This window comes from Mesorhizobium australafricanum, from assembly GCF_033977265.1.
Lineage (GTDB): Bacteria > Pseudomonadota > Alphaproteobacteria > Rhizobiales > Rhizobiaceae > Mesorhizobium > Mesorhizobium australafricanum.
This window is the reverse complement of record NZ_JAVIIT010000004.1, coordinates 51,419-70,360: the sequence shown is the minus strand read 5'-3', so window position 1 is coordinate 70,360 and position 18,942 is coordinate 51,419. Positions and strand designations below refer to the sequence as shown.

General features: G+C 64.9%; 13 protein-coding genes. 5 read left to right on the top strand and 8 right to left on the bottom strand.

The window, feature by feature from the left end:
- Nucleotides 1-4: 4 nt before the first annotated feature.
- Genes RFM98_RS09570 through RFM98_RS09555 form a run of 4 tightly spaced genes read right to left on the bottom strand, consistent with a single transcriptional unit; the run spans nt 5 to nt 4,762 of the window.
- Nucleotides 5-940, bottom strand: coding sequence for a dimethyl sulfoxide reductase anchor subunit family protein (locus RFM98_RS09570; RefSeq protein ID WP_320308641.1), 936 nt, complete (start codon nt 938-940; stop codon nt 5-7).
- A 5-nt stretch (nt 941-945) separates the two neighbouring features.
- Nucleotides 946-1,680, bottom strand: a complete 735-nt coding sequence (locus RFM98_RS09565) for a 4Fe-4S dicluster domain-containing protein (protein WP_320308640.1) — start codon at nt 1,678-1,680, stop codon at nt 946-948.
- Entirely contained in the window at nt 1,677-4,607 is a 2,931-nt protein-coding gene (locus tag RFM98_RS09560) for a molybdopterin oxidoreductase family protein (RefSeq protein WP_320308639.1), read from the bottom strand. The genes RFM98_RS09565 and RFM98_RS09560 overlap by 4 nt, the downstream gene beginning before the upstream one ends.
- On the bottom strand, nt 4,604-4,762 hold the full coding sequence (locus RFM98_RS09555; protein ID WP_320308638.1) for a hypothetical protein: 159 nt from the start codon (nt 4,760-4,762) through the stop codon (nt 4,604-4,606). The genes RFM98_RS09560 and RFM98_RS09555 overlap by 4 nt, the downstream gene beginning before the upstream one ends.
- 123 nt (nt 4,763-4,885) lie before the next feature.
- Here RFM98_RS09555 and RFM98_RS09550 point away from each other — a divergent pair, with 123 nt between their 5' ends.
- The gene (locus RFM98_RS09550) at nt 4,886-5,773 is read left to right on the top strand and encodes a LysR substrate-binding domain-containing protein (RefSeq protein WP_320308934.1); all 888 of its coding nucleotides are present in this window, start codon (nt 4,886-4,888) and stop codon (nt 5,771-5,773) included.
- Between the two features lie 325 nt (nt 5,774-6,098).
- Here RFM98_RS09550 and RFM98_RS09545 read toward each other — a convergent pair whose 3' ends face one another.
- The 4 genes from RFM98_RS09545 to RFM98_RS09530 all read right to left on the bottom strand — a co-directional run bounded on the left by RFM98_RS09545 (nt 6,099) and on the right by RFM98_RS09530 (nt 13,524).
- Nucleotides 6,099-7,355: an Hsp70 family protein gene (locus RFM98_RS09545; RefSeq protein ID WP_320308637.1), complete on the bottom strand. Its 1,257-nt coding sequence runs from the start codon at nt 7,353-7,355 to the stop codon at nt 6,099-6,101.
- A gap of 197 nt (nt 7,356-7,552) precedes the next feature.
- The gene (locus RFM98_RS09540; RefSeq protein ID WP_320214316.1) at nt 7,553-8,344 is read right to left on the bottom strand and encodes a TIGR02186 family protein; all 792 of its coding nucleotides are present in this window, start codon (nt 8,342-8,344) and stop codon (nt 7,553-7,555) included.
- Entirely contained in the window at nt 8,344-9,267 is a 924-nt protein-coding gene (locus RFM98_RS09535; protein WP_140629510.1) for a sulfite exporter TauE/SafE family protein, read from the bottom strand. The genes RFM98_RS09540 and RFM98_RS09535 overlap by 1 nt, the downstream gene beginning before the upstream one ends.
- Nucleotides 9,268-9,459: 192 nt before the next feature.
- Complete coding sequence (locus RFM98_RS09530; RefSeq protein ID WP_320308636.1) at nt 9,460-13,524, bottom strand: peptidoglycan-binding protein; 4,065 nt, start codon at nt 13,522-13,524, stop codon at nt 9,460-9,462.
- A gap of 446 nt (nt 13,525-13,970) precedes the next feature.
- On the opposite strand from RFM98_RS09530, the gene RFM98_RS09525 reads away from it, so the two are divergent.
- From RFM98_RS09525 to RFM98_RS09510, 4 genes are all read left to right on the top strand, one after another.
- A complete protein-coding gene (locus RFM98_RS09525; RefSeq protein WP_320308635.1) occupies nt 13,971-14,441 on the top strand; it encodes a MerR family transcriptional regulator in 471 nt (156 codons plus the stop codon).
- Nucleotides 14,442-14,672: 231 nt separating this feature from the next.
- Nucleotides 14,673-16,469 carry an acyl-CoA dehydrogenase gene (locus RFM98_RS09520; protein WP_320308634.1) on the top strand — a complete coding sequence of 599 codons (1,797 nt, stop codon included), beginning with the start codon at nt 14,673-14,675 and terminating at the stop codon, nt 16,467-16,469.
- A gap of 51 nt (nt 16,470-16,520) precedes the next feature.
- Complete coding sequence (locus RFM98_RS09515; protein ID WP_320308633.1) at nt 16,521-17,693, top strand: acyl-CoA dehydrogenase family protein; 1,173 nt, start codon at nt 16,521-16,523, stop codon at nt 17,691-17,693.
- Between the two features lie 33 nt (nt 17,694-17,726).
- Nucleotides 17,727-18,935, top strand: a complete 1,209-nt coding sequence (locus RFM98_RS09510) for an acetyl-CoA C-acetyltransferase (protein ID WP_320308632.1) — start codon at nt 17,727-17,729, stop codon at nt 18,933-18,935.
- Nucleotides 18,936-18,942 lie beyond the last annotated feature (7 nt).

The window sequence follows — 18,942 nt, the reverse complement described above, 5'->3', positions numbered from 1 at the left end:
CCTCCTATCGCCCGTAATAGAGCGTGACCGTGTGCTTCGCCTCGGCGAAGAACAGCCAGCGCTCGATCAGCATTCCGGCCAACTGCGCGACGGCTGCAAGCACGGATACGATCGCGCCCAAAGGCCATGGCAGGAAGAACACTATGGCCAACAGGACAGCGGGCGCTGCGAAAGCCAGAGCCTGCGCGATCAGCCGTAGCTTCGCGCTATGCTTGCGCGCGATGCGAAACCCCATTTCCTTCAGCAGATAGTTCTCTTCCGTGTGCGGCCATTCGATCGAACGGACGGTGCCGCCCGCCAGACCCGTCGCCGTGTTGGCGGTGGTCGGGATTTCCAGCCGATCGTTGTGCTGCCAGGTCGCAAGCTTCCAGCCCCAGCCGGCGAGCGTGGCAAGCAAAGCCCAGACCAGCACCGCCGTTGAGACCAGCTTGAACCCCTGAAGCAGAGCATTGGCGAGAACGCTTCCGGTCATCGCCGCGAAGATAAGGTAAGCCGGAAAAGTATAGCGGCTATGCCACTGCGCGATCGGCTTGAGCGACGCATAGATCATCCCGGTCGTGCAGACAGTTACAGCCGCGCCTGTCGCCGTCAGCAGGCCGGCGACCGCCACCCAGCCGCCGCTCTTGCCGAGAAACACCCAGCCGATGCCGAACAGCGCGGTCGGAATGAAGGTCGCCACCGACGCCACGCCTTCGCGCGACAGCCAGGAACTGCGCCATTGCGAGAAGGCGCGCCAGGCGCGCTCTGGCCGGCCGAGATGGCCGGTCGAGGAGAGCAGGCCTGCCACGATGAGACCGAGCGCCAGCGCCATGCCGGCAAGACCAAGCCAGAAGTCGGCAGGAATGAATCCCAACCCGCCAAGCAGGCCGAGCAGCGCCAGCAGGCCGTAGCCGGCCCCGGTGGCGGTGGTGAAGAAGACGACCGAGAAAGCGGGATGCATGATCGCTAGTTCGAAAGCATGCGGTCGATCCAGCCGAGGAAACCGCCCTCGGCCCGGATCGGCTCCAGCGCCGGCGCATCCACCTTCGCCGCGCGTTCGCTGCGGGCACGCGGTGGCAGGTATCTGTTGGTCGGCTTGTAGCCAAGCTCCGGCATCAGCGCGACGCCGCCGCGTTCCTCGACAAGTTGCGAGATGGCCGAGGCCGGATCGCCGAGATCGCCGAAATGCCGGGCGCTGGTCGGGCAGGCGGCAACGCAGGCCGGCACGCGATCCTCCTGCGCCAGATTGTCGTTATAGATGCGGTCGACGCAGAGCGTGCATTTCTTCATCACGCCGACATCGGTGTCGAATTCGCGCGCGCCATAGGGGCAGGCCCAGCTGCATAGTTTGCAGCCGATGCATTTATCCTCATCGACCAGCACGATGCCGTCCGAGGCGCGCTTGTAGGAGGCGCCGGTCGGGCAGACGGTGACGCAGGCAGGCGTCTCGCAATGCAGGCAGGAGCGCGGGAAGTTCACCGTGCGGCCGCCGAGTTCCGTCGTGTGCTCATAGCTGTGCACGCGGTTGAACCAGACGCCGTCGACATGTCCGCCATAGGGGTCGATGTCGGTCAGCGGCGCCATGTGTCCGCCGGTATTCCACTCCTTGCAGGCGGTCACGCAGGCCTGGCACCCGACGCAGGTGTCGAGGTCGATGACGAGGCCGAGCTTTTTCTCGGTTTGGGCGGGAAGGCAGGTCATTCGGCGGCTTCCCTCTTCATGCGAAACGCGGCGCCGAAGCGAAGCACGTCCGGCGATGGCTCCAAATGTGGTGGCTGCCGGAAGCGCTCGAATTGCGGCTCGGTGAAGCCGGCTTCCTCCGGCGCGCATTTCGTGACGCGCACGCGCACGTCGAACCATGCCGCCTGTCCCGTGACGGGATCCGAATTCGAATAGCGCTTGCCGTTGGCATCGGCCGACGTCTGGTCGCCAATGATGTGGTTGAGCAGAAAGCCGCGGTTGCTTTCCGCGGCATCGTCCTTCAGCCCCCAGCTGCCGCGCCGCTTGCCGATGGCGTTCCAGGTCCACACCGTGTCTGGGTTCACGCCGTCGATGAGTTTGATCTGGCCCTTCACCCGGCCGTTGATGCTCTCGATCCACACCCAGTCGTCATCGTCGAGGCCAAGCCCGGCGGCCGTCTGATGATGGACGAAGAGCCGGTTCTGGCTGGTGATCTGCCTCAGCCACGCATTCTGCGAGCCCCAGGAATGGTACATGTGCATAGGCCGCTGCGTCAGCGCATGCAGCGGATATTTATCAAGATCGACGGTCTCCTCCTCGAAGGGCGCATACCAGAACGGCAGCGGGTCCATACAGGCTTCGATGCGACCGCGCTCCCCTTCCGGCGGCTGGACCTTGCCGTGGCCACGCGCGGCGAGCCTGAAGCGCTGCATGGGCTCGCAGTAGAGTTGAAAGACGATAGGCTCGGCCTTCGGGATAAAGCCCATCTTGACCGCGAAATCGAGATAGGAGCGGTTGCCCATCTTGTAATAGCGCTGGTCGTCGGAAAAATCGTGGTGCCAGAAGCCGCCATTGTCGATGTAGCGCTGCAACTGGTTGGGGTTGACGTCGCCCTTGCCGATCGCGTCGCCATTCTTGCCGCGCCAGCCGGCCAGCGGGCCGATGCCGGGCGTGCGCTGATGGTTGACGATGTAATCGGCATAGTCGCGATATCTCGCCGAGCCGTCCTCGTCGACGAAGCCGGGCAGGCCGAGCCGCGCGCCGAGCTCGATCAGCACCGACTGGAACGGCCGCACATCGCGGTCCGGCTGCACCGCCGGATGGCGGATGGCGTCGCCGGGACCGTCGGCATGGCTGATTGGCCGGTCGAGCAGGCTGATGCAGTCGTGCCGCTCGAGATAGGTGGTGTCGGGCAGCACCAGATCGGCGAAAGCCACCGTCTCGGAATAATAGGCGTCGGAATAGATGATGAAGGGGATCTTGTAGGTGTCCGTCTCGTCCTTGTCGGTCAGCATCCGAATCGTCTCGACGGTGTTCATCGACGAGTTCCAGGCCATGTTCGACATGTACATCATCAGCGTGTCGATCGGATAAGGATCACCGGCCCAGGCGTTGCGGATGACTGAGTGCATCAGCCCGTGCGCGGCCAAAGGCGCTTCCCATGAATAGGCTTTGTCGATGCGGGTGGGCCGGCCGGCCTCGTCGACGAGAAGATCGTCCGGGCCGCAGACGAAGCCGAGCGGCATGCCCTCGAGCGGCGTCATCGGCCGAACATTTTTGCCGCATGGCTTGGGACCGGGGGGCGCGCAACGGGGATAGGGCGGCTTGAAGCGGAAGCCGCCCGGAACGTCCACCGTGCCCAGCAGCACCTGCAGCAGATGGATGCCGCGGCAGGTATGAAAGCCGTTGGAATGCGCCGAGATGCCGCGCATGGCATGCATCGAGACAGGCCGGCCCTTGATCGTCTCGTGCCGGCGGCCCGCCCAGTCAGTCCAGGCGACCGGCAGCTCGATCGTCTGTTCGAACGCGACATGCGCCAGTTCGGCCGCGATGCGCCTGATCGTCTCGGCGGCAACACCGCAGCGCTCCGCCACGGCGTCCGGCGAATACGTCTCGTCGAGATAACGTTCGGCCATGAGCTGGAACACCGGCGCGCAGCGCCGACCGCCGACCTCGTAGCTGCCGGTCAGCGCCGGCTTTGCTTCAGGGTCGGCCGCATTGACCGGCCGCTTCGCCACCCTGTCCCAGGCAAGCGGATTGCCGTCGGCGTCGCGAACGAACAGCCCGTCATCGGCGGACCCCGGCTCCTGCACGACCAGCACCGGCGCGTTGGTGTAGCGCAGCAAATAGTCGAGATCGACGCGGCCGGCCTTGAGCAATTCATGGACGAGCGCCAGCACGAACAGGCCATCGGTGCCCGGCCGGATACCGATCCAGTCGTCGGCGATCGCGTTGTAACCGGTGCGGCAGGGGTTGATCGAAACCACCTTGGCGCCACGCGCCTTGAGCTTGCCGAGGCCGATCTTGATCGGGTTGGAATCATGGTCCTCGGCAACGCCGAACAGCATGAAGTATTTGGTGTTGTCCCAGTCGGGCTCGCCGAACTCCCAGAACGAGCCGCCGATCGTGTAGAGCCCGCCCGCCGCCATGTTGACCGAGCAGAAGCCGCCATGCGCGGCGAAATTTGGCGTGCCGAACTTCGACGCCCACCAGCCGGTCAGCGATTGCGACTGGTCGCGTCCGGTGAAGAAGGCGAGTTTCTTCGGGTCGGTACGGCGGATCGCCGACAGCCTTTCGCTGGCGAGGCTCAGCGCTTCGTCCCACTCGATCTCGCGGAACTCGCCCGAGCCGCGCGGTCCGCTGCGCAGCAACGGCTTCCTCAGCCGCGCCGGGCTGTAATGTTGCATGATGCCTGAACTGCCCTTGCCGCAGATCACGCCGCGATTCACCGGATGGTCCTTGTTGCCGTTGATGTAGCGGACCTTGCCGTCCTTGATATGGACATCGATGCCGCAGCGGCAGGCGCACATGTAGCAGGTGGTCTTGGCGACGCGGTCGGAGACGTTTGGCGAGGTCTCGACGCCGTCGCCTTCATTCGGCGCTCGGCTGTCGGCCAGCGGCCGCTGCGAGGGGGCGGAATTGGCGCCGCGCGGCGCAGCTTTGCTCATGATCCGCGAACGCTCTTGCCGTCCGCCATCTTGGCCTTTGTCTTAGGTCCCGGGCCGCGCATGTAGTGGAGCTCGGGATGATAGCGCTCGCCGGCGAGCTGCCGCTTCAGCCGGCGGCTCCAATGCGCGAATAGGGATTTGAAGCGCCCTGCCATTTCCAACTCTTGGCGTGTGACGGCCAATTTTTTCCATCTTCAGGCAAAAACTTAGAACAAACCAATTGATCCGTCTAACAAGCAGCTCTTGTAATTCCGATCGATTTTGCTTCTTAGTTGACCATGACCCTCGACCAGTTGCGGATATTCGTCGCCGTCGCCGAGCACGGCCACATGACCAAGGCCGCCGAACGGCTCGGCATCTCGCAGTCGGCGGCATCGGCCGCCATCCGCGCGCTCGAAAGCCAGCACGGCGTGCGCCTGTTCAACCGGGTCGGACGCAACATCGAATTGGCCCAGACCGGCCACCGCTTCCTGCCGGAGGCGAAGGCGGTCCTGGATCGCGCCGCGGCTGCCCGCGGCGTGCTGGAGGATGTCTCGCAGACCGTCGCCGGCAGCCTGTCGATCGCGGCCAGCCAGACCATCGCCAGCTACTGGCTGCCGCGTCGCCTGGCGACCTTCCACGAAGCCTATCCTGCCGTGAAGCTGAGCGTGACGATCGGCAACACGAGGCAGGTCGAGACCAATGTGCTGGACGGACGCGCCGATTTCGGCCTGGTCGAGGGCCGCACCGAGTCCGACATCCTGCGCCGCGCCACGGTCGATGAGGACCATCCGATGCTGGTGGTGGCGCGTTCGCATCCCGAGATTCCGATGACACGAGCCGGAAACCTCGACATCAGGGCATTGCGCTGGATCATCAGGGAAGGCGGTTCCGGCACGCGCGAGGCGCTGGAGGATTTCGCGCACAGTCAGGGCGTCCCGCCGGCGGAGCTGCAGATTTTCCTCGTTCTGCCCAGCAACGAGGCGGTACGTCAGGCAGTGGAGGCCGGCGCGGGGGCTACGATCATCTCGGAGCTCGTTGTCGCGCGCTCGCTGGCGGAGGGCAGCCTCAGGGCCGTGCCGGTCGAATTGCCGAAGCGCGACTTCGCCATGATCACGCACCGCGACCGCCAGGCGAGCCTCGCCCAGATGGCGCTGAAGGCGCATCTTAGCGGGAAACTCGGCTGATCGGTGCCAGAACACGGACAGCGTTCCCGGGACGGGGATCATCGCAAACGTTTGAGATTGGCCGAGGCCTCCGAACGTGGTCATCCTTGGGCGTAGCGACGCGAAGCGGAGCGAAGACCCGAGGATCCATGCCGTTACCTTGGCCGAGGAGCTCAACGGAGCAGAATTCTGGACCTTAGCAGCGCTCTGAAGTCACGGCATGGATCCTCGGGTCTGCGCGCGTCGCTTCGCTCCTTGCTTCGCCCGTGGATGACGAAGAGACGGGCGTTTCGGTCGATCTCGTACGCAGGCAGTCCGCCAAATTTTAGGGCAAAGAACCTGATGCTCACGCGTATTTGCGCTGCGCGTCGAGCGCCAGGCCCAGGCCGACCGAGCCGAACATGTCGCCTTCGATGACGGAGGCCTGCGGCACCAGCGAAAGGATCTGCCGCTTCGCCAGCGGGATGGCGGTTGAACCGCCGGTGAGGAACACGGCGGTGATGGCCGAGGCGGCAACGCCGGCGTCGGCGATCGTCTGTTGGACTGTAGCGGCCACGCGTTCGATGTCGCCGCGGATCGTCTCCTCGAGGCCGGCGCGCGTGATCTCGGACGCGAAGCGCGCGCCGGGCAGCGACACCTTCACTTCGGCCGAGGGCTGGTCGGTCAGCGCGATCTTGGCCCTTTCGACCAGTCCTGCCAGCGCATGACCATAGCGATGCTCGACGACATGGATGAAGCGGTCGACGAGGTCGGCCCGCTCGGCCTCGTAGCGGATCTGTCGCAGGTCGTTCATCGCCTTGGCGGTGTAGACGAGGTTGATGCGCTGCCAGGTCGCCAGATCGATGAAATAGGCTGCTGGCAGGTTGCGCTTGTGATCCTTGGTCCGCGTCAGATAGCCGAGCTCGGGCATGACATGGGCGATGCTGAGCAGCCGGTCGAAGTCGGTGCCGCCGATATGGATGCCCCGGTTGGCGAGGATGTCGGCCTTGCGATCGGTCGAGCGGGCGCGTTCAGGCGAGACCCGTACGATCGAGAAGTCGGAGGTGCCACCACCCATGTCGACGATCAGCGCCAGCTCCTCGCGGGCGACTTTCTGCTCGTAGTCGAGCGCCGCCGCGATCGGCTCGAACTGGAAGGCGATGTGTTTGAAGCCTTGCGCATGGGCGGCCTTTTCAAGCTCGCCTTGCGCCTTCGCATCGGCAGCCGTGTCGTCGTCGACGAACTGCACGGGTCGGCCAAGCACGACGCTTTCGACCGGACCGCCTGCGTCTTCTTCCAGCCGCTTCTTGAGATGATCGATGAACAGGCCGATGATGTCGATGAAGCCGATCTGGCGCGCCTTGATGCGCGTCTTCTCGTTGGCAAGCGAGCTGCCGAGAACGCTCTTCAGCGAGCGCATCAGACGGCCTTCGATGCTATCGGTGTAGTCGCTGATCGCGCGGCGGCCGAAATAGGTGAAGCCGTCCTCGAAGTTGAAGAACACGGCGCTTGGCAAGGTGGGCTGCTCGCCTTCAAGCGCCACCAGTCGCGCCCGGCCGTTGCGGATCACGCCCACCGTGGAATTGGACGTGCCGAAATCGATGCCGCCGAATGCCGATTGCATCGCAGCCTCCTGTCGTTTGCCTTGTGGCAGGATCGCCAATGACGCGAAGCGCGCCGTCATCCGGATGGCCGGACCGCTCTGCCGAATTGATCGTGCGTGTTCACCTTGGGCTGGGAGGCGGCGGTTTATCGCATGATCGCCTGAAGGGAAACCCCTTTTCACGGGAAAATGGGTCGCCCCATTTTCCCCGGGAAACGTCAATCCTTGCGGAAGATGAGCCGGCCAAGCCAGCCGGTCAGCATGGCGAGCGATATGGCGAACACGCCATAGAGGAAGGAATAGTCATGCGCGACGCGGAAGACCGACTGCTCGAAGCCAGACTTGCGGATTTCGAGCTGGGCCGAGCTTTCCTTGACGAACATGCCGCTCTTGAACAGGAACGCGCGGGCTTTATGGGTTCCAACCGGAACATTGGGCGCCAGCCGCACCGTGGCGCGAAACAGGTTCTGCGACAGGAATTGCACACCGCCGACATTCTCGCTGTAGAGGCCCGTCGCCGCCTTGCGGTCGCGAAGTGCCGCGGTGAATTCCTCGATGGTGGCCGGGCTGTCGGTCTCGTCGGCGGGTTTCATGTAGAGGTTCTGCGCGCCGAGCGAGAGCTGCTTGTATTTCGCCGGCTCGGCGATGTCCTGCAGCGGCCGCGTCGTGGCGACGGAATAGGAGACCGGCACGTTCTCGAACGTCTCCGAGTCAAGGTTGATCCAGACGCCGAGCACGCGGTCCTTGCGCCGGACCACGACCGGCCGCGGCGGCCCTTCGAGCACCACGATCACGTCGTAGCGCCCCTGGCGCGCGACCAGCGGATCGGGATTTTCCAACGATCCGAAGATGGTGAGGTCGGCGCCGGAGAAACCCGCGGTGATCGAGATGGCGTCGGTCGACAGGCCGATCTGGATGCTTTCGGCGGGCGGCGTCTGCGCCGTTGCCGGGGGAAGGGCAAAGAGCATCGACAACGATAAGGCGGCTGCAAATGCTCTCAATCCCGCCATCAGTTGAGGCCCGCGGCGGTAAGCGAATAAAGATTGGGCGGCGTCACGAAGAGGTCGACGGCAAGGCGGATGGCAACGGCCAGCACCAGCATCGCCAGCAGCGCCCGCAACTGTTCGCCGCGCAGCCTTTGGCCGGCCTTGGCGCCATATTGCGCGCCGGCGACGCCGCCGGCCATCAACAGGAAGGCCAGGATCACGTCGACCGTCTGGTTGGTCGTGGCGTGCACCAGGGTCGTGTAGGCCGAGGTAAAGATGATCTGGAACAGCGAAGTGCCGATAACGACATTCGTCGGCACCTTGAGCAGATAGATCAGCGCCGGCACCATGATGAAGCCGCCGCCGACACCCATGATCGACGACAGGAAGCCGATCCCGGCACCCAGGCCAAGCACCGGGATGACGCTGACGAACAGCTTCGAGGCGCGGAAGCGCATTTTGAACGGCAGCCGGTGGATCCAGTTGTGCTGCCCGGATTTCTTCAGCACGGGCGCCGCGCCGCTGCGGCTGGCGCGCAGCGCATTGACGCTTTCGACCAGCATCAGCCCGCCGACGGTGCCGAGCAGCACGACGTAAAGCAGCGAGATGAACAGGTCCAACTGGCCGAGCCGGCGCAAGAGCGCAAAGACGAAGATGCCGGCCGTCGAGCCGACGATGCCGCCGGCCAGCAGCACGCCGCCCAGCTTGAAGTCGAGCGTGCCGCGCTTGAAATGCGAAAGCGCGCCGGAGAAAGAGGAGGCGATGACCTGGTTGGCGCCGGTGGCGACGGCGATCGCCGGCGGGATGTTGTAGAAGATCAAAAGCGGCGTGATCAGGAAGCCGCCGCCGACCCCGAACATGCCCGACAGGAAGCCCACCGCCGCGCCCATTGCCAGCAGCACGAAGACGTTGACGGAAATTTCCGCGATCGGGAGATAGATGCCCACCCGTCTGTCTCGATCAGTTTGTCTGTCGGCGCATAGTGCCGTCCCCGGACAATAAAGCACCGAAAAGCCAATTTTTTCTTGCACCGACGCGGCGGCAGGGCCAAACCCTGCCGCCGCGTCGAAACAAAAACCATCTCAATCAGTTAACAGGCAAATGTGTGGCAAGGCGTCGCGTATGCGACGTGTCTGCCGTTATTTGTGCGCCAGCAGCGCCTTGACGAGCGGCGCGTCGATCTCGCCGGTAGGCTTCATCTTGTTGTCGGTCTGGAAGGCCATGATGGCGGTCTTGGTCTTGCCACCCATCACGCCGTCGGCGCCGCCGGCGTCGTAGCCGTTCTTGCTGAGGATCAGCTGGATGTTCTTCACCGCCTTCTTCATGTCGATGCCGGCGGTGGTCTGTGGCGTCGAGTCCTGCCAGGACTCGGGAACGTCGGCCGAGTTGGCGGCAGCGTTGAGCGGCTTGGCCTTCCACAGCTCCGTGGCGGCACGCGCCCGCTCGAGCTGCTCGGGCCGCAGCGCATTGGCGATCTCGTCGCGCTTGGCGGCGGCGTCCTTGTCGCCGGTTTTGGCGACCAGCGCGAACCACTTGTAGGATTCTTCCAGGTTCTGCTTCATGCCGACGCCCTTGGCGGCCAGGATGCCGAGGTTGAACTGGCTGTCCTTGACGCCGAAATCCGCGGCTTCCTGAAACCAGTGCGTCGCCGATTCATTGTCGGTCACCCCGTCCGCGGCCATGGCGAACAGCACGGCCAGATTGTGCATCGCGCTGGCGTTGCCCTGCTCGGCGGCGAGCTGGTAGTAGGTCTTGGCTTTCTTGATGTCGCGCGCGACGCCGATGCCTTTTTCGTAGAAATTGCCGATGCGATATTCGGCCGGTGCGAAGCCGAGCTCGGCCGACTGCTCATACCATTTGGCGGCTGCCTTCATGTCTTCCTTCACGCCGCGCGATTCCGCGTAGCGCGAGCCGATCTCGAACAGCGCCTTGGCGTCGCCGCCGGCGGCTGCGTCGCGCAGCGCCACCGGGCCGATTTCTGAAGGAATGTCGAATTTGGCCGCGGCTGCCTGGCTCCCGGCCGACGGCACGGCGCCTGTCGTGTCCGCGGAGGTGGCCGTCGGCGCGCTGGCTGCCGCGCCGTCGGCCGCCGGACTGGTCGTCGCCGGTTCCTCGGCCATGGGCTGCGTGTCGCCATCCGTGTCCGTCGCGGTGGCGGCCGCGGCGGCAGGTTCGGCAGGCGTCGCAAGCGCCAAAGGCGCCGGTGCCGGCTCGGCGGGCATGGCGGCGGCATTTTCAGGACTTGAGGGGATAGAAGCGGCCGGTGCCGTGTCCTGGACGGGCTCGGCCTGCCTGACGGGGCGGGCCGGGGCGCCTTCGGCCTTTGCGGTCCCCGTGTCGACTTTCGGCGTGTCGGCCTTCGGCGCGGCGGTGGCATTGAGCGAAGCCGTATCGACCGTCTGCGCGGAGACGATCGGGGCGGGCTGGCTGTTGGCCACTGCGACGGGATCGGAGAAGAAGGCCTTGCCCAGTTGCAGGCCGGCCAGCGCCATCATGATCGCCGCCGCCGCCATCAGGATCGGCTTGCGCCGCGCCTTGAGCAGGTCGCCGATCCTCAGCGCCTTCACCGGGCCGGTCATGGTCGATTGCCGCTTCAGCGTGTCGGCTTCCGCGGCGGCCGCCTGGGCCGCGCGGCGCGCCGCGGCGATGAAATCGGACTTCGCGGCATCGCTCTCGTTGCGCCTGACCGGCTGGCCGCCGCGTTCGTCGCGCACGCGCTTCATGATGGCGTTGAGGTCCGGCGCGCCGGAACCGGGTTCCAATGGCCGGTTGGCGGCCTTGGGGTCGAGTGGTTCGTCAATGTCGACGCTTGGCACGTCCCCGACCGGTGCCGAGCCGGCAAGCGGCTGCGTATCCGCGTCCTTCTTGCCCTTGAAGGCGCGCGCCAGGCCGCCGAACATCGATCTCTTGCGGCCGGCCGTCTCGCTCTTGTCGCCGACCACGTCCGGTCCGAGCGCAGCCATCGCCGCTGCTGCCGCAGCCTCCGCAGGCGTGCGCGGCGCATCTGGCTCTTCGCGCATGATCGCCGCGGCGCGTCCTTCAAGGCTGGCCATGTCTCCCGTAAGCGGCAGCGGCTGGTCGATATCCATCGACGGCGCGTCCTGCACCGCGATCTTGCCGCCGCGGCCGCCGCGCTTGCCGGCCGGCTGCGGATCGACCAGTTCGCTGACCGCTTCGCTGGTTTCATCCGATTCCAGCGAGCCGAGCCTGTCGACGATCTTCAGCAGCGTGTCGTGGATCGCCTCGAATGTCCGCGAGTTGCGCTCGTCGGAGCGGCGGGTCAGCGCTTCGAGCGTCTTCAAGTCCTGGGCGAGGCCGGCAACGGCGATCGCATTGGTCTGGGCGGTGCTGGACGTCGACTCGGCGAGCGATTTGACGGCGCCCTCGGCCGCCTCGCGCGCCACGCTCAGGATGGAATCGCGTGTGCCGGCCAGCGACTTCTCGATCTCGTTGAGGCGCGGGCTGATGTCTTCGAATTCGGGCAGCGGCGTGCCGGGCTTGGAAAGATGCGCCGACAGACCGGCGACCTGTGCTTCCAGGCTGCGGATCAGGGCCGGATCGATGCCCGCGACCTGCTGCGCCGACGATTCCAGCCGGCTGGAAATATCCTCGAGCCGGCTTTCCAGTCCGCGGATCGCCATCTCGCTGGCGGGATCCGGCGCGCGTGTCTCGATGCGCTGGGCAAGCGCGGTAAAACGAGCGTCGATCGCTTCCATGATGCCGGCGCTGTCGTCCTGGCGCATGCGCTGGTCGAGCCTGTCCGCGACCTCGTCCAGCCGACGCTCGAGATCACGGAACAGGAGATTGCCTTGTTCCATCGCATCGCCCTGGCGACGCTCAAGCAGCGTGGACAGCGCGTCGAAGCGTTGCTCCAGGCCTTGGAAGATATGATCGGCGTCGGGCATGGCCGGCGCGCGGTCCATCTTGTCGGTGATCAAAGCGATTTGCTTGCCCAGCCGCTCCATGGCCTGCTCGGGCAGGTCGGCGCGGCCGGCCAGCTGGTCCACGCGGCTGGACAGAAGGTTGAGGTGGTCGAGCACCTCCGCTCCCGGCCGCGACTGCGCGACCTCGTCGATCTGCACCGCCAGGGAGGCCATGCGCTTCTCGATCCGGCCGAAGGTTTCAGGATCGAAGGCATTGGCCTGCGCGGCCACGGTCGATGCGACGATGGCGCGCGAAATCTCATCCAGCCGCTCGTCGATCATGGCGAGCGTTTCGCCGCCGCGCACGGTCTGCTGGCCGGCGAAACGGTCGACCGCGCCGGCAAGCGTGCGCACCTTTTCCTCCAGCGAGCGCAGCGAAAGCGATTCCGGCAGGCTGTTGACGGCGCTGCTGATCTGCTCGAGCCGGTCGGTCAGCGCCGAAAGGCCCGGACCTTCGGCGCGTTTGCGCTGATCGGCGTCGACGCGGTCCTCGAAGGCGCTCCAGCGGCGATCGAAATCGTCCCAGCGGCGGTCCACCTTCTGAACGCTTTCCTCGCGGGCCAGCGTGTCGAGCGCGCCCTTCACCTGCTCCAGTTCCAGCCGCAGCAGGTTGACGCTGCGGTCGTCGCTCTTTTCGGCGAGCGTCTGGATGGCGCCCGAAAGCCGCTCGAATTCGAGGCCGAGCTCGGCGCTGCTCTTGTCCGGCAGGCCGTTGGCGCCGCGCTGGCCGTTGGCCTGCATGGCGCGGTCGATGTCCTGGCGAAAGGCTTCGAACTCGCGCTGCAGGCCGGCGGTCATCTGGTGGCGCAGTTCCTCGCGCAGCCCGCGCAGCTCGACGGCGATCTTGCCGACCATGGCGACGCTGTCTTCCTGGCCGCGCACCTGGTCGATGTCGCGCGCGATCGCCTGATAGCTCTGGCCGAAGGCAGGCGCGGCGGGCGCCGGATTTTGCGGAGCGCGATATTGCGGCCACGGATTCTGCGGGCCAGGAGCCTGTGAGCCAAGAGTCTGCGGTGCCGGACCTTGCGGCGCCCGGTCCAGAGGCCTTTGCGCGGAATAGGGATCTTCGTACCAGCGCGGCTGGCCATAAGGCTGCGCGCTGGGATAACGCGGCTCGACGGGCGGCCGCCGCAATTCGGGGCGATCGGGCATGTCGGCGCGCGTGCGGTCCAGCCGCTGCTCCAGCGTTTCGAGCGAGCGGTTCAGTTCTTCGAGCGAGGCGTGCGACCGGCGTTGCCTGCCGGCGTTGAGTGTATCGAGATAGGACCGCTTGCTGTTCATCGATGCGCCCGTGTTCAGAATGGCCGGCCAAAGACCGGCTTCCCAGTAGCCTGCCGGGAACGAAGCGAGCCGAGCGGTTTTGCTGCGGAGGAAGACGAGCTTCCCGGGTTTTCACCCGCGCTTCGAAAAACCGTGAAAAATTCGCTACAGGATAAACACGGGTGACCGACATGCGCACATTTCGCCCAACGTGGTAAACAAGGCGTTAACCAAGCTTAAGAAGCCGCGCATAAATCATGGGCCGCCTGCCGGGTGCGGCATAAAGGTCCGTTTTGACAACGCCCTTGCGTCACCTCGCGGCTGTCGGTATAGAATTGACGTAAACGTAAAAGGTGCGAAGCCGTGCCTCTTGCGATTGACTTGTTGCAACCACGATTGGAAGCACGCCCCCGCTTCCATTCAGGCGACGCTTGGTCCGCGACCGCGACGCCGCCAGGGGAAAGCCAATGACCATGAAACTTGTTTCGCCCGGCGAAGCCGCGGCTAATACCAATGACATACCGGCCGAGGCCGGCGAGGAATTCGTCCGCATCGGCGAGATGGCCAAGAAATACGGCGTGACCCTGCGCACGCTGCGTTTCTATGAAGACAAGGGCCTTCTCAACCCGCATCGAGACGGCTCGACCCGTCTCTATACGCGCCGCGACAAGGCCCGGCTGAAGCTGATCCTGCTCGGCCGCAAGGTCGGGTTCTCGCTGCGCGACGTCAAGCAGATGATGGATCTCTACGATCCGACCGGCACCAACACCAAGCAGTTGCGGCTGACGCTCGACAAGTCGGAGAAGCAGCTCGCCCGCCTGCAGAAGCAGCGTGCGCTGATCGACGACGCCATCAACGAGTTGAGCACGTCGATGACGGCGGTGCGCCAGATGCTCGTCGAGCGCACCGCGCCGCCGCAGGCCAGCGCCGCCGGCTGAACGCTCGCGTTCAACAGCGACGATCCCGGAAATGGAGAGCCGCGCGGCTATAGCCGCGCGGCTTTTTTGTCGCCACAATGCCTGACCGCCCACAAAAATTTTTGGCTGCGACGAAGTTGACGTTTACGCAAACGTCAATATTTGCTATCCGAGCATCGACATTGGCCCGGCCTCCTGTCCAGGACGAGGACAAGCAGCTTGTCGGCCGGGACTATAAGGGTGGAGGAAGGCATGACGATCTACAGGGCGCCGATCCAGGACACGCTGTTCGTGCTCAACGACGTGCTGGGCTATCAGCGCTATTCCAATCTTCCGGGTTTCTCCGACGCGACGCCCGATGTGGTCGAGGCGATCCTTGCCGAGGGCGCCAAGCTTGCCGAGAACGTCATGCATCCGCTGAACCGTGTCGGCGACATGGAAGGCTGCGTGCGTCATGACGATGGCTCGGTGACGACGCCCAAGGGCTTCAAGGACGCTTACCAGCAGTATCGCGAAGGCGGCTGGATGGGGCTTGCCGCGCCTGCCGAGTTCGGCGGCCAGGGCCTGCCTTACGCCGTCCACACCGCCGTCTCCGAATACATGATCTCCGCCAACATGGCGCTGATGATGTATCCCGGCCTGACGCAGGGCGCGATCGCGGCCATCGTCACCCACGGTACGGACGAGCAGAAGGCCACCTGGCTGGCGAGGCTGATCGAGGGCACCTGGACCGGCACCATGAACCTGACCGAGCCGCATTGCGGCACCGACCTCGGCCTGCTGCGCACCAAGGCCGTCCCCAACGGCGACGGCACTTACAAGATTTCCGGCCAGAAGATCTTCATCTCGGCCGGCGAGCACGACATGTCGGACAACATCGTCCATCTGGTGCTGGCCCGCGCCGAGGGCGCGCCGGAAGGCGTCAAGGGCATCTCGCTGTTCATCGTGCCGAAGTTCAAGCTCGATGCAGCGGGCAATCCCGGCCAGCGCAACGCACTCTCCTGCGGCTCGATCGAGGAGAAGATGGGCATCCACGGCAACTCGACCTGCGTCATGAATTATGACGAGGCGGAGGGCACGCTGCTCGGCGAATTGAACGGCGGCTTGAAGGCCATGTTCACGATGATGAACGAGGCCCGCCTCGGCGTCGGCCTGCAGGGGCTTTCGGTCTCCGAGATCGCCTATCAGAATGCCGTTTCCTACGCCAAGGACCGGCTCCAGGGCCGCTCGCTCTCGGGCGCCAAGGCACCGGACAAGAAGGCTGACCCGATAATCGTCCATCCCGACATCCGTCGCTCGCTGATGACCATGAAGGCTTTCAATGAGGCCGGTCGCGCGCTGGCGTTGTGGACGGCGATCAAGTCGGATGTCGCGCATCGCTCTGGCGACGACAAGGACCGCCAGGCGGCCGACGACTACACCGGCCTGATGACGCCGGTGGTCAAGGGCGTGCTCACCGACAAGGGTTTCGATCACGCCGTGATGGCGCAGCAGGTGCTCGGCGGCCACGGCTATATCGAAGAGCACGGCATGAGCCAGTTCGTGCGCGATGCCCGCATCGCCATGATCTATGAAGGCGCCAACGGCATCCAGGCGCTCGATCTCGTCGGCCGCAAGCTGGCGCAGAATGGCGGCCGCGCCGTCCAGGCCTTCTTCAAGGAGGTCGGCGAGTTCTGCGAGGAAAACCGCACTGATGAGAAGATGGCGTCCTTCACCAAGGCGCTGAAGAAGGGGCTCAACGACCTGCAGGCGGCTACCATGTGGCTGGTGCAGAACGCGATGGCCAAGCCCGACAATGCGGGTGCGGCCTCGACCGACTACATGCACCTCTTCGGCCTTGTGGCGCTGGGATATATGTGGGCGCAGATGGCGAAATCCGCCGAGGCGAAGCTCGCGGAAGGCGCCAATGGCGCTTCGGCGTTCTACGATACCAAGCTCACGACGGCGCGCTTCTTCATGGAGCGCATCATGCCTGAAACGGCGACGCGTCTCGCCCGCATTTCCAGTGGCGCGGACACGCTAATGGCGCTGCCGGCGGAAGCGTTCTAGTTTGGCGGGCCGGCACCGCCGGCCCACAATTGTCGGAACGCGGAGGAAATCGTGGCGACAAACCCAGCCGAAATTCTTGGTCTTCCGAAGCCCGCCTGGGCGGCGGACGAGGTCGGCATGCTCTACGACATGGCGTCCCGTTTCATGGCGGAAGAGATCGCGCCGCGCTACGACGAATTCGAGAAGAACGAGATGTTCGATCGCGAGAGCTGGCTGAAGGCGGGTGCTGCCGGCCTGCTCTGCGCCTCGATGCCGGAAAAATACGGCGGCTCGGGCGGCAGCTTCGCGCATGAGAGCGCCATTATCGAGGCGATCGGCCACGTTGGCGTCGACGGCTTCGGCATCGGCCTGCACAATTCGATCGTAGCACCCTACATCCTGCATTACGGCTCCGAGGAACAGAAGCAGAAATGGCTGCCGAAGCTTGCGACCGGCGAGCTGATCGGCGCCATCGCCATGACCGAGCCCGGTGCCGGCTCCGATCTGCAGGGCGTCAAGACCCGCGCCGAGAGGGACGGCAACCATTACAAGATCAGCGGCTCGAAAACCTTCATCACCAATGGCCAGCTCGCCAATCTGATCATCGTCGTCACCAAGACCGATCCGGACAAGGGCGCCAAGGGCACCTCGCTGATCGTCGTCGAGACCGACGAGGTCGAGGGCTTCGAGCGCGGCCGCAACCTCGACAAGATCGGGCTGAAGTCGAACGACACGTCCGAATTGTTCTTCAACGACGTGCGTGTGCCGACCTCCAACCTGCTCGGCCACGAGGAGGGCAACGGCTTCGTCCAGCTGATGCAGCAACTGCCGCAGGAGCGGCTGCAGATCGGCACCGGGGCGATCGCCATGATCGAGCGGGCGCTGGCGCTCACCATTGACTACGTGAAGGAACGCAAGGCCTTCGGCAAGGCGGTCATCGATTTCCAGAACACCCAGTTCAAGCTGGCCGAATTGAAGACCGAGGCCACGATCGGCCGCGTTTTCTACAATGACTGCGTCGCCCGCCACATCGATGGCGGCCTCGACCCGGTCACCGCCTCGATGGCCAAATACTGGCTGTCCGACCTGCAGGGCAAAGTCGTCGACGAATGCCTTCAATTGCATGGCGGCTATGGCTACATGAATGAATATCCGATCGCCCGCATGTACCGCGACGCCCGCGTCCAGCGCATCTATGGCGGCACCAACGAAATCATGAAATTGCTGATCGGGCGCTCTCTCTGAGCGCGGCGACCGGCAAAGCCAAGGAGCACGAAAATGACTGAGGCTTACGTCTATGACGCCGTGCGTACGCCGCGCGGCAAGGGCAAGAAGGATGGCTCGCTGCACGAGGTGCCGGCGGTACGGCTCGCCGCCAGGACGCTCGAGGCATTGCGCGACCGCAACGGGCTCGACACCGGCAATGTCGACGACATCATCTTCGGATGCGTCGACCCGGTCGGCGAGGCGGGCTCCGTCATTCCGCGCGCCGCGGCGTTCGAGGCCGGTTACGCGACCTCGGCCCCCGGCATGCAGATCTCGCGCTTCTGCGCCTCGGGTCTCGACGCCATCAATTTCGGCGCCGCCAAGATCGCCCAAGGGGCGGACGAGATCGTCATTGCCGGTGGCGTGGAATCGATGTCGCGCATCGGCATGGGCATGTCCGGCGGTTCCTGGTTCATGGACCCGTCCGTCGGCCTGCCCGGCTGGTTCGTGCCGCAGGGCATTTCGGCCGACCTGATCGCCACCAAATACGGCTTCAGCCGCGACGACGTCGATGCCTATGCCGTCGAGAGCCAGAAGCGCGCCGCAAAATCCTGGGCTGATGGCCGCTTCAAGAAGTCGGTGATCCCGATCAAGGATCAGAACGGCCTTACCATCCTCGACCATGACGAGCATATGCGGCCTTCGACCGACATGCAGTCGCTGGCCTCGCTCAACCCGTCCTTCGTCATGCCTGGCGAAATGGGCGGCTTCGACGCGGTCGCCGTGCAGAAGCATCCGGAGGTCGAGGAGGTCAACCACGTCCACCACGCCGGCAACTCGTCCGGCATCGTCGACGGCGCCGCCGCCGTGCTGCTCGGCTCCAAGAAGGCCGGCAAGGCGATGGGCCTGAAGCCGCGCGCACGCATCCGTGCTTTCGCCAATATCGGCTCCGAGCCGGTGCTGATGCTGACCGGTCCGGTCGACGTCACCGAGAAGCTCCTGAAGCGCGCCAAGATGAAGCTGTCGGACATCGACCTGTTCGAGCTCAACGAGGCTTTCGCTTCCGTCGTGCTGCGCTACATGCAGGCCTTCGAGATCCCGCACGACCAGATCAACGTCAATGGCGGCGCCATCGCCATGGGCCATCCGCTCGGCGCCACCGGCGCCATGATCCTGGGCACGGTGCTTGACGAGCTGGAGCGCCGGGATCTCAACACCGCGCTGGTCACGCTCTGCATCGGCGCCGGCATGGGCACCGCCACCATCATCGAACGCGTCTGACGGGGAG